Source organism: Providencia sp. SP181, from assembly GCF_050446505.1.
Taxonomy (GTDB): Bacteria; Pseudomonadota; Gammaproteobacteria; order Enterobacterales; family Enterobacteriaceae; genus Providencia; species Providencia vermicola.
On record NZ_JBBPXM010000003.1, the window covers coordinates 180,388 to 196,310 of the forward strand.

12 protein-coding genes are annotated in these 15,923 nt (G+C 43.7%); 10 read left to right on the plus strand and 2 right to left on the minus strand.

Annotated features, from left to right (window positions below; genetic code table 11):
* Positions 1-175 precede the first annotated feature (175 nt).
* Positions 176-1,444 (minus strand): cytosine permease, encoded by a 1,269-nt coding sequence (locus tag AABS66_RS06610; protein WP_206083343.1) that lies wholly within the window; start codon positions 1,442-1,444, stop codon positions 176-178.
* A gap of 631 nt (positions 1,445-2,075) precedes the next feature.
* On the opposite strand from AABS66_RS06610, the gene AABS66_RS06615 reads away from it, so the two are divergent.
* The 3 genes from AABS66_RS06615 (at position 2,076) to AABS66_RS06625 (ending at position 5,455) form a co-directional block, all read left to right on the plus strand.
* Complete coding sequence (locus AABS66_RS06615; RefSeq protein ID WP_206083792.1) at positions 2,076-2,738, plus strand: ABC transporter ATP-binding protein; 663 nt, start codon at positions 2,076-2,078, stop codon at positions 2,736-2,738.
* A gap of 61 nt (positions 2,739-2,799) precedes the next feature.
* A complete protein-coding gene (locus AABS66_RS06620; protein WP_375084323.1) occupies positions 2,800-3,732 on the plus strand; it encodes an ABC transporter substrate-binding protein in 933 nt (310 codons plus the stop codon).
* 64 nt (positions 3,733-3,796) lie between these two features.
* Positions 3,797-5,455, plus strand: a complete 1,659-nt coding sequence (locus tag AABS66_RS06625; protein ID WP_430224711.1) for an ABC transporter permease — start codon at positions 3,797-3,799, stop codon at positions 5,453-5,455.
* 206 nt (positions 5,456-5,661) lie between these two features.
* Here AABS66_RS06625 and yghU read toward each other — a convergent pair whose 3' ends face one another.
* Positions 5,662-6,501: a glutathione-dependent disulfide-bond oxidoreductase gene (gene yghU / locus AABS66_RS06630; protein ID WP_206083346.1), complete on the minus strand. Its 840-nt coding sequence runs from the start codon at positions 6,499-6,501 to the stop codon at positions 5,662-5,664.
* Between the two features lie 481 nt (positions 6,502-6,982).
* Between yghU and AABS66_RS06635 the strand changes: the two genes are divergently transcribed.
* The 7 genes from AABS66_RS06635 to AABS66_RS06665 all read left to right on the plus strand — a co-directional run bounded on the left by AABS66_RS06635 (position 6,983) and on the right by AABS66_RS06665 (position 15,920).
* Positions 6,983-8,500: a class I adenylate-forming enzyme family protein gene (locus AABS66_RS06635; RefSeq protein WP_206083347.1), complete on the plus strand. Its 1,518-nt coding sequence runs from the start codon at positions 6,983-6,985 to the stop codon at positions 8,498-8,500.
* A 67-nt stretch (positions 8,501-8,567) separates the two neighbouring features.
* Entirely contained in the window at positions 8,568-10,136 is a 1,569-nt protein-coding gene (locus tag AABS66_RS06640; RefSeq protein ID WP_206083348.1) for an acyl CoA:acetate/3-ketoacid CoA transferase, read from the plus strand.
* A gap of 26 nt (positions 10,137-10,162) precedes the next feature.
* Positions 10,163-10,900, plus strand: a complete 738-nt coding sequence (fabG, locus tag AABS66_RS06645; protein WP_206083349.1) for a 3-oxoacyl-ACP reductase FabG — start codon at positions 10,163-10,165, stop codon at positions 10,898-10,900.
* A 9-nt stretch (positions 10,901-10,909) separates the two neighbouring features.
* Positions 10,910-12,094 (plus strand): thiolase family protein, encoded by a 1,185-nt coding sequence (locus tag AABS66_RS06650; protein WP_206083350.1) that lies wholly within the window; start codon positions 10,910-10,912, stop codon positions 12,092-12,094.
* 120 nt (positions 12,095-12,214) lie between these two features.
* Positions 12,215-13,555, plus strand: coding sequence for an MFS transporter (locus AABS66_RS06655; protein ID WP_206083351.1), 1,341 nt, complete (start codon positions 12,215-12,217; stop codon positions 13,553-13,555).
* A 33-nt stretch (positions 13,556-13,588) separates the two neighbouring features.
* Complete coding sequence (locus tag AABS66_RS06660; protein ID WP_206083352.1) at positions 13,589-14,740, plus strand: glycerate kinase; 1,152 nt, start codon at positions 13,589-13,591, stop codon at positions 14,738-14,740.
* A 25-nt stretch (positions 14,741-14,765) separates the two neighbouring features.
* Positions 14,766-15,920, plus strand: a complete 1,155-nt coding sequence (locus tag AABS66_RS06665) for a CdaR family transcriptional regulator (RefSeq protein ID WP_206083353.1) — start codon at positions 14,766-14,768, stop codon at positions 15,918-15,920.
* Positions 15,921-15,923 lie beyond the last annotated feature (3 nt).

The window sequence follows — 15,923 nt, forward strand, 5'->3', positions numbered from 1 at the left end:
ATGTGATGAATGTCAAATAAAAGATAGGGATGAGTTAGATGAAAATAGTCTAATCAATAGAAACGTTAATAATCATTGGATTATTATTTTTTTGTTCGTTATTCAGAATAAGGATTATGGGATTAGGTTGAAATAGAAGAAGTTGAGGGAGTGATACTCCCCCAACCATTAAAAATTATTTCGAAAATCGATGGCCAATCAAATAGATAATCGAGGATGAAACTAACCCAGCAACGACAACGGAGAGTTCTGGAGCATAAGCATTCACGATTAACGCAATGCCAGAGGCGAGTATCCAAGAAACGAACGCTAAGGGCTGCCAATTTTTTGCTTCGTTATTTTTACGTTTGAGTACTAACTGATCCATGATGATAATGGCAGCGATTGGCGGCACAATTAAACCCAGTAAATTCAACCATGTTTGGAATGCATTCCAAATGCCTGTTACAGCAACGATGATCCCAATAACCCCCAGAATAATGGTTAAGGTTCTCATTTTACCTTTAGTAATATGAGACCAACCTACCGCACCATTGTACAAACAGTGAGTACAGCCAACGCCCAAGTTAACAAACACAAAAATAATCGCGAGTACGGAAAGCAGTGGGCTTGAATTTGCTAAAATAGTGATGAAATCACCCCCCGTGACTTCTGGGTGCATGACCACTCCAGTTGCCACAATAATTGCACCAATCACTTCCGCAAAAAATTTGGAAATCGGGAAGGCAGTAAAGGCAGCGAGAAAACCTTGTTTGCCATTTTTTGCCCAGCGAGTAAAGTCAGCCGTCATGGTGCCTGAATCTGTAAACGTGGAGAAAATCATGGTAACTGCAACACCAAAAGATAATGCTCCAGCACCTGCTAACGGTTGGTAATTGAGAATATCTGAAGAGCCACTTTTCATCGCAATGTAAACGGAGATTAACCCTAAAATCAAATACATTGGTGCTGCGATATACCCCAAAATGGCGAGGGCTTTAATGCCGATGAAGGTTGCGCCAACATATAGCACTCCACCTAAAATCGTCATCAGTAATAAGTCCTGCCCAAATGAGCGGAACATTGTATCACCCGTAAGGCCGACCATTAATGCAAACCAGCCGATAACAACAGTGGCAAGCAAACCTGAAACAGCGATATATCCACGCTGCCCAAAGGTTCTTTTTGCGGAGATCGCGAAATTTTCCCCGGTTTTCCCAGCTAAATAACTTAAAGATCCAATGACTAAACACAGTAATAAGTTACCCACTAAAATAGCGGTAACGCCCATTTTAAAGCCTAACATGGCAGTGACGACGCCACCAATAACAGCACTGGTTAATACTAAAGGGAAGCTATACCAAACAGCAGAAACAGAGGCAAAACTTTTTCGGTGTTCGAGGGGAACGGGAACATGTTCATATTCGGAATCTAATAAAATATTATCTTTTTCTTTATTTGACATATTAGGTGAACCTCATTTTAATTAAAATTAATTGGAGTACCTATAAAAATTAATAATAAAATTTCTATAATTTAAATTTTATGGATATGAATTAATTCGCTAAAAAAAGAAAATAAACCCCATGGTGAATAAATTGCTTTATTAACCTGTAATTAATTGATTTTTTTGGTTCGTTTTATGGTGTAGCAAGCATAGCAATAGTTAGTACAGAATAGAATCCATTTAAAAAGTATTCATCAATAGGGTGGATGATTGTTGATTTGTTTTCAATAAAGGTGTTTTAATGTGATTGCACGCATCGTTAATGAGTGAATTAATGTTGTTTTTAGATGATATTTAAAAATTAAAAATATATTTTTATATTTCTATTAAAAAATAAATTTAAATTTGTGATTTCAATCAAATTGAATGTTTTATATTTGTTAAAATATTATTTATATAAATATAATAGATTTATTAAGTTGTCATTTTCCATTCACAAAACCTTCATCAATCTGACGTATTACCCCCGTAGCATCATCGGCAACGATTAAGTCCCAAAGAGGATACCAAGATGATGCAACAGGCTCTCTCTTCATCGAGTGAGTGCTCGACTATTTTGCCTTTCAGGCAAACGGCGAGCGACTTACCCATGATCGCAATACAAAATCTATCACAGGCTTTTTCACAACAATATGTGCTTAATGGCATCGACTTAACGGTGGAAAAAGGCACGGTTTTAGCACTACTGGGGCCATCTGGCTGCGGCAAAAGTACCTTGCTCAAACTGTTAGCAGGCTTATTGCAGCCCACTGATGGCACTATCCAATTTTCGGGCAATATCGTCGCAAGTGCTCACCACCTCGTCCCCCCAGAGAAACGCAACCTCGGCATGGTATTCCAAGATTATGCTTTATGGCCGCATATGACCGTTGCGCAGAATGTTGCATTTCCTTTGAGAATGCGGGGAGTGGGTCGCCAGCAGATTGAAGCTCGCGTAGTTCAGGCCCTTGAGCGTGTTGGATTAATGGATTTTGCCAAGCGAAAACCCGCGGATTTGTCTGGCGGGCAGCAGCAGCGCGTCGCATTGGCTCGAGCCATTATTGCTGAACCTGAAATTTTGTTATTCGATGAACCTCTTTCCAACCTCGATATCGCCCTGCGCCAATCTCTTTGTGAAGAAATGGCGCAATTGCTGAGGACACTGGAAATTACTGCGGTGTATGTTACTCACGATCCCGCGGAAGCCAATACGTTAGCACACCAAATCGCCCATATGCGAAATGGCAAAATTGACCGTTTGACGACCTTATGAAGAGAGAAATTCCATGCAAAAGTTAACCGCAAAACACGTTTTTTCACTAAAGGGTATTACCATGAGCCTTAGCCTTTCCTGTGCACTGTTTTCTGTTTCAACGCAAGCCATTACTGTGTATACCGCGGGGCCTGGCGCGATGGCAAAACAACTGGCCGCAGGATTTGAAAAACAAACAGGCACGAAGGTGGATGTATTTCAGGCCACAACGGGCAAAGTGATGGCTAGGCTTGAGGCCGAACAAGCAAACCCGCGTGCGGATGTGCTGATTTCCGCTTCATGGGATACCGCCGTTGATTTACAACAAAAAAACTGGTTGTTGGCCTATGAAAGTCCAAATGCACAGCAAGTGCCTGCGCGATTTAAAACCCCTTATTATGTCGCCCAAGGGATTTCAGCTCTTGGTATTGTGTGGAACAGTAAAAGCGGCACGCCAAAACCAACGGATTGGCAAGATTTAGCACAGCCTGTATTTAAGGATAAAGTGACGATGCCAGACCCAGCATTATCTGGGGCATCACTGGATTTAGTTTTGGGTTTACAAAATGCAAAAAAAGAGGCTGCATGGTCACTTTTTGCTGATTTAAAAGCCAATGGTATGGTGATTTCGGGGCCAAACGCACAAGCGCTCACCCCAGTACTACAAGGGGCGAAAGCCGCTGTATTTGGTGCGGTGGATTACGTGGCTTATGGCAGCATTGCCAATGGTGAATCCATTGAAGTTATTTTCCCCAGTAGCGGTACCGCGATAGCCCCGCGACCAATGATGATTTTAAAAAGTAGTAAACAGCCTGATGAAGCGAAAGCGTTTATTGACTACGTGCTGTCAGCTGAGGGCCAAGAGATCGTCGCCAATGCATGGTTGATGCCTGCTCGAGCGGATATTGCAGGGAAACGTCCTGATTTCTCGACACTGACATTATTGCCAGAAGCCACAACAGATAGCGCAGAACGTAGCGATGTTCTCTCTCGTTTAAGCGCCTTGTTCCGTTAGTTTTTTCGGCAATAATTAGCAAACCGCTGGGTAGGCCTCTTACCCAGCAGGAGTGTTGTTTCTAATGATAAAAATTCGTTTCCTCCCTTTAATCATCATTATTGCACTCGCCATTTTAGTGGTGATCCCTCTGTGCTTTATTGTGCTACAGGCGCTGTTTCCACAACTCGGGCAAGGGCTATTTTCCCAACCGTTCGCGCCGATTATTCATTTAATTAATGAGCCTGAGTTACCCGAACTACTACAAAACACATTATTGCTCGGCGTCGGCGTTGCACTCATTAGTGCGGTAATTGCGATCCCTTTAGGGGCGTTGCGAGGCTTATTTAATTTGCCGTTTGCCAAGACTTGGGATTTACTTTTTCTGATCCCATTTTTGATCCCACCCTATATTGCAGGGTTATCATGGATGCTGACATTGCAGCCGAATGGGTATTCCCAACAGTTGTTTGGTGTTAGCCCAGGAAGCGCGATATTTTCCTTAGGTGGTATGATGGGAATTATGGCGCTGAATTTATTTCCTGTGCTGTACTTTGCCGTTTCACGCAGTATGGCGGCAAATGGTAACCGTCTTGCTGATGTGGCTCGAGTTCATGGCGCACCGCCTTGGCAGGCCTTTTTCAGGATTACCTTTCCGTTATCCTTACCGTCAATAGCGGCTGGGTTATTGTTGGTGTTTACCTTAGCGATTGAAGAATATGGCATCCCTGCTGCAATAGGCGCACCGAATGGTATTCGTGTATTAACAACGGATATTGAACAGCGTTTAGCGGATTGGCCGATTGATTTACCTGGTGCGGCGTCGTTATCGTTGATTTTGGCGAGTGTGGCTATTTTTGCTTATACGCTACAACGTTCTATTGTTTCGGGGAAAAATGTGGCGACGACGACAGGGAAAGCCGCGGCGTTGATGACACGCTCTCTTGGGGTATGGCGTTGGCCTGTTGTCGGGGTATTTGCAGTGGTGAGCTTTTTAGCCGTCGGGATGCCGCTACTGGCAATGTTTGGTACCGCATTTTCATCGACGGTCTCAGGCGGTTTAGCATGGGATAATTTAACCTTAAGGCATTTCTCTGGTTTGGTTGATTCCCAAGCGGAAGCGCTAGATGCGTTATTAACCAGTGTGTCATTAGCCAGCGCAACAGCGATATTAACGGGGGTTTTAGGGTTTTTATCTGCGTGGCTGGTGGTTTCTCAACGTATCCGTGGGGCTGTTATCATTGATGCCTTGTCTTTATTACCCATTTCCATTCCAGGGATAGTGATTGCCGTAGGGATGATTTTGGCGTGGAATCAGCCTTTCTGGCCTGTCACGCCATACCATACTTGGGGCATTTTATTGCTTGCTTACAGTTGTTTGTTGTTGCCATATCCCGTGCGGTATTGCAACGCAGCGCTAACACAAATTGGTGGTAGTTTAGCGGATGCGGCGAGGGTACACGGCGCATCTGCAATAACGACATTGCGTTTGGTGCTGTTCCCATTAGTGTTGCCAAGCTTATTGGCCGCGATGATGTTGGTATTTGCCGTGGCATCGAGGGAACTCGTTTCCTCACTTTTACTCGCTCCCGCAGGAATGCAGACGGTATCTATCTTTGTGTGGCGGCAGTTTGAGCAAGGCTCCATCGGCAGCGGCATGGCGATGGCCTGCATCGCAGTGTTGATCAGTTTAAGTTTGATGCTGTGCGCACAATGGATGCAGGGGCGGTATAGCAAAGAATAATGTGGAAGAACTAAAGGTGGCAATATGCCACCTTTAGTTTGTTGACAAAGCAGGATAAAGCGTGGTTTTTCCTGCTTTGTGTTATCAGCCGAAAATCAATAAATTGATTTTCCTAATTTATTTTCAAAACCTATCCAGTCTGTAGTCAAACCTGATCGGTTTGTCAGCAGTCTGAAAGTGGCAATATGCCACCTTGATGATATTGGTTAGTTAATATCACTCGCATCGTGGCGTTCGCGTACTTGTTGTGCGGGATCGCCTTGTAAGCGATTGACGCGGCGGCCGCGTTGTACTGCAGGGCGTGCATAAACTTCATCTGCCCAGCGAATGACATTTTTGTACTCATGCACTGATAAAAACTCGGCGGCGTCATATAGCCAGCCTTTGACTAAGGCACCATACCACGGCCAGATGGCGATATCAGCGATAGTGTAGTTATCACCTGCCACGTATTTATTGTCTGCTAGGCGTTTGTCTAACACGTCAAGCTGGCGCTTGGTTTCCATGGCAAATCGATTGATTGGGTATTCGTATTTTTCAGGGGCATAGGCGTAAAAATGACCGAAACCGCCTCCCGCAAAGGGGGCTGAGCCCATCTGCCAAAATAACCACGATAATGTTTCGGCGCGCTCAGGCTGTGTGGTAGGTAAAAAGGCAGAAAATTTTTCCGCCAAATAGGTAAGAATTGAACCTGACTCGAACACGCGGATAGGTTCTTTACCACTTCTGTCGACTAATGCAGGGATTTTTGAATTCGGGTTGATATCCACAAAGCCAGAACCAAATTGGTCACCTTCACCAATATTAATCAACCAAGCATCATATTCGGCTTCTTGAATACCCAGCGCTAACAGCTCCTCAAGCATAATTGTCACTTTTTGCCCGTTAGGTGTGCCCAGTGAATAGAGCTGTAGTGGGTGCTTACCAATTGGAAGTTCTTTTTCGTGTGTGGCACCAGAAACAGGGCGGTTAATATTGGCAAATTTGCCGCCATTGCCTTGCTGCCATTGCCATACTTTTGGTGGAATATACGGTGTGTCTGCCATTGATTATCTCCTTAATTATTTCGAAGAATTTGATTCAATAATCCCATTGCTAATGGTTCCACTGTAGCAAGCCATTGCCAATTCGCCAGCTTTTTTATCTATTTTTAGGTGTGATCAGGTTGTGAACTGTGCAGCGTGCATGAACTCCATCTTTAAACAGAATGGTTTTTTTGCATAAAATCTGATTGGTGAAATTACGCTGGTGTTGTTAATGCGCACAACGAGTCAGTAAAAAAATCGCCCTTAAGCTGAGATAGCTTAAGTGTTAAGTTGATAACTAAAGGTAAATATTTATCTCGGCAATCAAAAAAACACCTTTAATTGACACTTAAGCGAAAAATATTTAACAAACGAATTGTGCAAATAACTAATCCAATTAAAAAAAGGATGTGAACAATATGTGAACATTGGCACTAATTTCGCAGGGGGCATTTTATACATTGAATACCAATAAGAGATATCCGTTGGTTGGAGTGCGCCCATGTTTGCATCAAATTCAAATATCTATCAAAGCCTATTAAATAGGGCAAACACGCAGCCTGATGCTGTCGCTATTGTTTTTGAAGAGCAGCATTGGCGTTATCGCCAGTTATTGGTGAAGGTCAACCAAACGATGTTTTGGCTAACATCGACCCTACAATTGCGAAAAGGCGACCGTATTATTTTGGGGTGGGGAAACACCATAGAGTTTTGCCAGCTATTTTATGCGGCGGTGGGGCTGGGTATTCAGGTTATTCCATTAAGCACCAAAATGAAGGAGTTTGAGGGCAAAGAGCATCTTTCACGTATTAATGCAGATGCCATTTTTTGGGATGATACCTACCAGCCGTGGTTGGGGGACTTTAATGTGAAAGGTATCAGCCTTTCTCAATGGAAAGCATTAACACTGACGGATGAAATGACGTTTGTGAATCATGTTAATGAAGAAGACCCCGCCGTCATTATTTTTACATCAGGGACAACAGGGGCACCAAAAGGTGCAGTCATTACGCATAAAAATATTTTGTCAGCGGTTTATGCTTATCAACAAACATTAAAATTAACTGAAAATGATAAAACGATATTAGCCGTACCGATTTACCATATTACTGGGCTATCGGCTATTTTGGCATTATTTATTCATATTGGTGGAACTATTTTTCTACATCAAAAATTTAATGCTAAAGAAATGATTTCAACAATTGCGAAAGAAAAAATTACTTTTTTACATGGCTCGCCGACAGTTTTCATTTTATTAGTTCAAAAGATAAAAGAAAATAAAAGCATTAATTTAGAAAGATTTAATTCGTTGAAAATGATTGCCTGCGGTGCAGGGCATTTAAATGAAGGAACGATTAAAGAGCTATCTTATATTTTTGCAAAAACATCAATTCATTCTATATATGGTTTAACGGAAACATCGTCCCCTGCAACGGTATATTTAGATGATATTCGAAACAGCCCGAAAAAAGCCAGTTCAGGCACACCAGTTCCAGGGCTGAAAGTTTCGATTAGAAGTGAAAAGGGTGAAGAAAAACAGGTAAATGAAACTGGGAATATTTGGGTTAAAGGGGATGTTGTCATCCAGCGTTATTGGCCTGATAGCCCTGCAAATACCACGTCGTTTCAGGATGGGTGGTTCTTTACTGGGGATATTGGTTATCTGGATGAAGACGGCTTTCTTTATATTCAAGATAGAATTAAAGATATGATTAATCGAGGTGGGGAAAAAATTTATTCTATCGAAGTTGAAGATTTAATTTCCAATTACCCTGGTGTCAATGAAGTCGCCGTTATTCCAGTAGAAAGCCCAATTTATGGTGAAGAACCAATAGCGTTTATTATTCCAGAAAGCCAAGTGTGTTTAACCAGTAAAGAAATTATGGAATGGCTAAAAGAACGGATACCTAATTATAAAGTCCCTGTAAAAATTATGTTTACCCGTAATTTCCCAAGAACATGGAATGGGAAAATAAGTAAGAAAGATTTAAAACAGCGATATTATTCTTTAAATAGCTAACAGCTAATTCTTTTTTAATTTATCAAATAAAGGGCTATGAAATATTAGCCTTTAGGTAGGTTTTATCATGAATAATAAGTTTATTTCTAAACAAGAAGCCGCTGAATTAATTAATGATGGCGATACAATTTGTACTGTGGGAATGACATTAACCAGCGCAGCTGAGTCTATTTTGTCTGCCATTGAACAGCGTTTTTTATCAGAAGGTTCGCCAAAACAATTAACGTTAGTGCATGCGGCAGGGCAATGTAACCGTATTCGCGGCAATCAACATTTTGCACATCAAGGCATGGTGAAACGTATTATTGGCTCTCACTGGGGATTAGCGCCGCGTTGGATGCAGATGATCAACGACAATGAAGTTGAGGCCTACTGCTTACCTCAAGGGCAAATGGTGCATTTGTATGGCGCGATGGCAGCAGGTCTTCCTGGTCGTTTATCCAAAGTCGGTTTAGGGACATTTATTGACCCTGATTTAGAAGGCGGCCGAATGAATGCTAAAACGCTAGCACTGCCACCGCTGGTCGAAAAAGTGAGTTTTAAAGGGGAAGATTGGTTGTGGTACCCCGAAATTCCGCTGGATGTTGTGGTGATCCGCGGTACGCATGCAGACAGCAAAGGCAACCTGACCACTGATGAAGAAGCCATGTCGTTGGAAGTGTTGCATGCGGTTTTAGCGGCAAAACGCTTCGGTGGGAAAGTCATTGCTCAGGTGAAGTATTGCGTGGAAGAAGGCACTTTGCACCCGAAACGCGTTACTGTTCCTGCCAGTTTTATTGACCACATTGTGATTTGTGATAACCCAGAAGAAGACCACCGCCAGTCTTCAAGTTGGTTCTTTGACCCAACACTGTGCGGTGATATCCGCACGCCTGTACAGCAAACCACACCATTGCCGCTCGATATTCGCAAGTTGATCGGGCGTATCGCCTGTCGTTACCTCACTGAAAACTGTGTGATTAACTTAGGGACAGGGATCCCGAATGATGTGATCGGTTCAATCATTCAAGAGGAAGAGGCCACGAAATGCGTGGATATCACTGTGGAATCTGGCATTTGGGGCGGAGTTCAAGCGGGGGGGATTGATTTTGGTATTGGCCGCAACCTGTCTGCGATGATCAGCCACCAAGATCAGATGCTTTACTACAACGGGGCGGGGGTAGATATCACCTATATGGGCGCAGGGGAAATGGATGCCAGCGGCCATGTGAATGCCACTTTACTTGGCAATATTTGCCCAGGAGCAGGTGGGTTTATTGATATCACACAAAATGCCCGCCATGTGGTTTTTTGCTCAACATTTACTGCGAAAGGGTTAGATATCCACTGTGAAAACGGGCAGTTAAAGATTACCCGTGAAGGGGATATTCGTAAGTTGGTGAATAACGTTAGGCAGATTTCTTGGAACGCAGATGTGGCACGCCAGATTAACCAAACCATGCATTTTGTCACGGAGCGTGCGGTATTTACCTTGGGTGGAAAAGTGCCTGTATTGGTTGAAATCGCACCAGGGATTGACATTGAGCGTGACATTCTTGCCCATATGGATTTCGTGCCAGAAATCTCCCCTGATTTGAAAGTGATGTCCTCTTCATTATTTGAAGAAGCGCCTTTTGGTTTGGTTTCGTATTTATAGTTTCAATATTAAAGAGGAATTTATTTATGTTAGTCAAAGACAAAGTTGCCATCGTCACGGGCTCAGCAAGAGGTATTGGTTTTGCTATTGCACAGGTACTGGCAGAAGAAGGTGCAAAAGTGGTGATTTCCGACCTCGCGATGTCCTCTGGTGAAGAAAGCGCAAAACAGCTACAGGATCAAGGCTTTGAAGCCGTGTTTATCCCGTGTGATATTTCCAAACGCGAGCAAGTAAATGCACTCTTTTCACAAGCTAAAGAACACTTTGGCGCCATTGACGTGATTGTCAATAACGCAGGGATCAACCGTGATGGCATGCTGCATAAGTTAAGTGACGACGATTGGGATAAGGTTATCGACATTAACTTGAAAGGCACGTTTAACTGTATGCAAGAAGCAGCAAAATTGATGCGCGAGCAAGGAAGTGGTCGCATTGTGAATATCTCTTCCGCAAGCTGGTTAGGAAATGTGGGGCAAGCTAACTATGCAGCCTCAAAAGCAGGGGTTATCGGCTTAACGAAAACCGCTTGTCGCGAATTGGCGCGTAAAGGCGTCACCGTCAATGCTATCTGCCCTGGGTTTATTGATACTGACATGACCCGGGGTGTGCCTGAAAAAGTGTGGGACATCATGATCAGCAAAATCCCTGCGGGCTTTGCGGGTGACCCACGAGACGTTGGGCAATGTGTGGCGTTCTTAGCGTCAGACAAAGCGCGCTATATCAATGGCGAAGTGATTAACGTTGGCGGCGGTATGGTGCTGTAGGAGAACAGAATGAAAAACGCAAATGATATTGTGATTGTCAGTGGTGTGAGAACGGCGATTGGTACTATGGGTGGCAGTTTTGCGAACACGCACCAACACGATTTAGGGGCTGAAGTGATCCGTGAAGCCGTAAAACGTGCAGGGATCGCACCAGAAGATGTGGATGAAGTGATTGTCGGAAACGTGGGGCAAATCGCAGAAAGCGGTTTTATTGCGCGGATCTGTCAACTACGTGCTGGCTTACCAAAAGAAACTACCGCTTATTCTGTTAACCGCCAATGTGGCTCGGGGCTACAGGCACTGGCAGATGGCATGATGTTGTTGCAAACAGGGCAGTCGAATGTGGTTGTGGCATGCGGAACGGAAAACATGACCATGCTGCCGTACTACTTGCGTAAAGCGCGTTATGGCTACCGCATGGGCAATGATGTTTTAGAAGATGGATTGACGTCGATTTTAACTTGGCCTGAAGGCCCATACCACAACGGGATGACGGCGGAAAATGTCGCAGAGCAATTTAATATTTCCCGTGAGGAAATGGACGATTTTGCCTGGGATAGTCAGCAAAAAGCGCTGAAAGCCATCGAAGCAGGTTACTTTAAAGATCAAATCCTGCCGATGGAAATTCAAGAAGGGCGTAAAGGGACACGTATTTTCGATACGGATGAACACCCACGAGATACGCCAAGGGAAAAACTGGCAAAATTACGCCCTGCATTTAAAGCGGATGGTGTGATTACTGCAGCCAACTCTTCAGGGATTAATGATGGTGCAGCGGCATTAGTGATGATGCGCCGCGAAGAAGCGGAAAAACGTGGTTTGAAGCCACGGATGAAAGTGGTGGATTGGGCGGTTGCAGGATGTGAAGCCGCTATTATGGGGTTCGGTCCCGCACCTGCGACACGCCGCTTGATGGAAAAAATAAAGATGGATGTCAAAGACATTGATCTCATTGAGTTAAATGAAGCTTTTGCCGCTCAGGCGATAGCAGTTATGAATGATTTGTCATTAGATAGTTCACGGGTCAATGTGAATGGCGGCGCGATTGCACTGGGTCACCCCGTTGGGGCGAGTGGGGCGATTTTACCCGTTAAGTTAATGTATGAAATGGAACGCCGTCAGGTTACTACAGGGTTAGTGACGATGTGTATCGGTGGTGGTCAAGGGATATCAATGTTGTTCGAAAGAGAATAAGAAATACCGCAAGTAAAAAGCCCGACGTGGGGCGTCGGGCTGTTGCTGAGGTAATAACAACAGGTAGGGGAATGTAAGAAAGCACCAAGCCTGTTTCACTGCAACATGAGGATCTTATCTATGTTTTCTACAAATGCAAAGTTAGATTATGCGGCACAGGGTAAAAAGACCAACGCAAAGATATATCGCAACCTGATGCCGTTATTGATTTTGGCTTATATTATTAGCTTTATTGACCGCACGAATATCGGGATGGCAAAACATGCGATGTCGATAGACCTCGGATTATCTGCCACGGCATTCGGGATCGGCGCGGGGTTATTTTTCCTGACCTATTCAATTCTTGAGATCCCAAGTAACCTGATCATGGAAAAAGTGGGTGCGCGCTTTTGGATCACGCGGATCATGATCACGTGGGGGTTATTGTCTGCCGCAATGGCATTCGTTACAGGGCCTACGTCTTTTTATATTTTGCGCCTATTATTAGGGGCAGCAGAAGCGGGGTTATACCCTGGTGTGATCCTGTATATGACCTACTGGTTTAGCCAAGAAGAACGGGCTAAAGCAACAGGGTTATTCTTATTAGGGGTGTGTCTTGCCAATATCATTGGTGCACCATTGAGTGGTTTATTGTTAAGCATGGATGGGCTATTAGGTTTCCATGGTTGGCAATGGATGTTTGTGATTGAAGGTTTACCTGCGGTTATTTTGGCTTTTGTCGTGTGGTTTGTTTTACCGAATAAACCAGAAGACGCAAAATGGTTAGATGAAGACGATCGGAATTATATTAAATATAAACACGAGCAAGACCAAAACAGCATTAGTGTCAGTAATAACAAATTCTCACTTAAGGCGGCATTTAAAAATAAAGCGTTTATGATGATTGTCGCGATTTATTTTACGCACCAATTCTCTGTATACGGCTTAAGTTATTTTTTACCAACGATTATTGGTGAATACGGCAAGTTAACGCCAATTCAAATAGGCTTATTAACGGCAATTCCTTGGATTTCAGCGGCTATTGGCGGCATTTTTGTGGCAAGAAAAGCGAATACTCCGCGTCGTTCGTCCCGCATTTTAATTTCGGGTTATGCGGTGATGGCTGTTGGATTGGTGATTGGGGCACTTGGCGGGCCAGTGGTTGGGCTAATCGGCTTTTGCTTAACTGCCTTTATGTTCTTTGTTGTGCAATCTATTATTTTCTCACTTCCACCAACGTATATGAGTGGTAGTATGCTGGCAGGGAGTTTGGCCTTACTGAACTGTTTAGGGTTATTTGGCGGTTTCTTAGGACCATTTATTTTAGGTTTCTTTGAAGATTACACAGGCACTGCCACCTCTGGATTATGGTTTGGTGTTGGCTTGTTGGTTATCGGAACACTTATCGCTTCGCGAGTGAACACCAACGGTATGAGCAACAGCGAGAAAGTAAAAACGCCAACATCGGTACAAGCAAAATAACGCAACATCGCCATTTACAATAGGAAAGCCTACATGAAAATTGTTATCGCACTTGATTCCTTTAAAGGAAGTTGCTCAGCACAGCAGGCATGCCAAGCAGTTGCTGAGGGTTTCAAGCGTGTATCCTCCGATTTGGATATGACGTTATTGCCAATATCTGATGGCGGAGAAGGCCTGTTGGAGTCACTAGAGCATAGTCCAGTTTTATCTGGTGTAACGCCTTACATATTGACGTGTACAGGGCCTTATGGCAGCCAAGTTGATGCACGGCTGTTGGTGCTGGACGGAAAAACCGCTTTTATTGAAATGGCACAATGCAGTGGCCTAGAGCTTGTCAAACCTGAATTTCGCCATGCAGAAAAAGCCTCAACATACGGTTTGGGGGAAATGGTGAAATATGCCCTCGACTTGGGGTGCAACCGCATTATTCTTGGTATAGGTGGAAGTGCAACAAACGATGGCGGGGCGGGCTTTGCGCAAGCACTAGGCGCACAATTTTACGATAAAAACCATCAACTGATTAGCTCGCCAATAAATGGTGAGAACCTTATTAATATCGCAAAAATTGACTTGGATAAGTTTGATCCTCGTGCTGCGGCCGTTGAATTTAACGTATCTTGTGATGTGGAAAACCCGCTGCTCGGCAAAAATGGAGCAACGTATATTTATGGCCCACAAAAAGGGGCTGATAAAACTGTACTAGACCAGCTGGAAGCAGGTATGACGCATTATGCACAATTAATGTCGAGTACCTTAGGGAAAGATGTCTCATCAGAAGCGGGAAGTGGCGCGGCTGGTGGACTCGGTGCAGGATTGCGTTGGTTTGTCGATGCTAAGCTCGAAAAAGGGATTGACCTTGTTCTCGGGTTATTGGGTGCAGAGGCTTATATTCAACAAGCAGACTTAGTGATTGTTGGAGAGGGGCGGATGGACAGCCAAAGTGCCAACGGTAAAGCACCCGTCGGTGTCGCCCGTATGGCAAGTCGCTTTGGTGTGCCGACAATCGCCTTATGCGGTGGATACAGTGAGGATAGTCGAATTTTGTATCAACACGGGATTACGGCGATGTGGTCACTTTGCCCTGGACCTGTTTCTTTAGAGCAAGCGATGGTTAATGGAGAGCGTTACCTAGTGGATACCGCTGAAAACTTACTAAGAACAGTATTAGCAAGCCAAAAAATTTAATAAAACAATAAGATGAGGCGGTAATATGCTACTGACTGAAAAATTAGCTAATGATATTGTCACGCGTGCGATGGGGATCATCCACCACAACGTCAATGTGATTAACAGTCAGGGGATGATTATCGCTTCAGGTGAAAAAAAACGTATTGGTGAAACACATGAAGCCGCAGTGGAGGTGATCCGCTGCGGCAAACGGATCACAATTTACAATGAAAATGAAGCCCGTGCTTATTCTAATGTAGCCCCAGGGATCAATCATCCGATTATTGTGGCTGACAAAGTGGAGTTGGTGATTGGCGTGAGTGGCGATCCCGTGGTTATTCAGCGTTATGCGGAATTAGCGATTCTTACCGCGGAGTTACTTATTCAGCAAGAAATTGAGCGTCGTAGCATCAATTGGCAGCACCGCTTACGGGATATGTTATTTGTTCAGTTTATTGAAAGTGCCACACCTATTCAGGGACGTAGTGCATTATTAAAGCTGCATAACTCAGGTTTTTCGTTTTCGCTACCCACGATCCCAGTGATTATTAATATTGAAGCCATTCAATATCGCCCTGAAATCTTAGATACCATCATTACAGAATTATCGGCGATGGAAAAAAGTGATGTATTGCTACTCAATAGCCGTGAAGTATTGATGCTATTTCCCTCAAAACACTATCAAAATGAATCATTTATTCCTAACCTACATTTTATTTTGGATGGTCAACTGAGTCAGTACTATATTGGTGTTGGTGTGCAAGCCGATAGCGAAGAACATGTGCGTGATGCGGTGCATTTTGCTCGCTCAGTGATTGATGTGGGACGTCAGACAGTCCCTGAAAAACAGGTTTTCTTATTTAAAGAAATGGCCTCATTTTGTTTATTTAATGAGTTAGAAAACAGTTATTTATTTAATTTCTTTTTGGATATTTGCAACAAAATTTTATTGCATGATTCAGGGGAAAGTTTGTTGGAAACGTTAGAGTTATTTTTATCGCAAAATGGTGAAATTGGTAATACCGCTTTGCAGCTTGGTATTCACCGCAACACGTTAAGTTATCGGCTACAACAAATTAAAAAGCAAACGGGGCTAGACCCAACAAAATTCACTGATTTGATTCAATTATCGGTGGCGATGCATGGCTACCGTCGGCGTTACCCAAAACAGCAGCCATGGTTAGATGCATTAACCTAATTA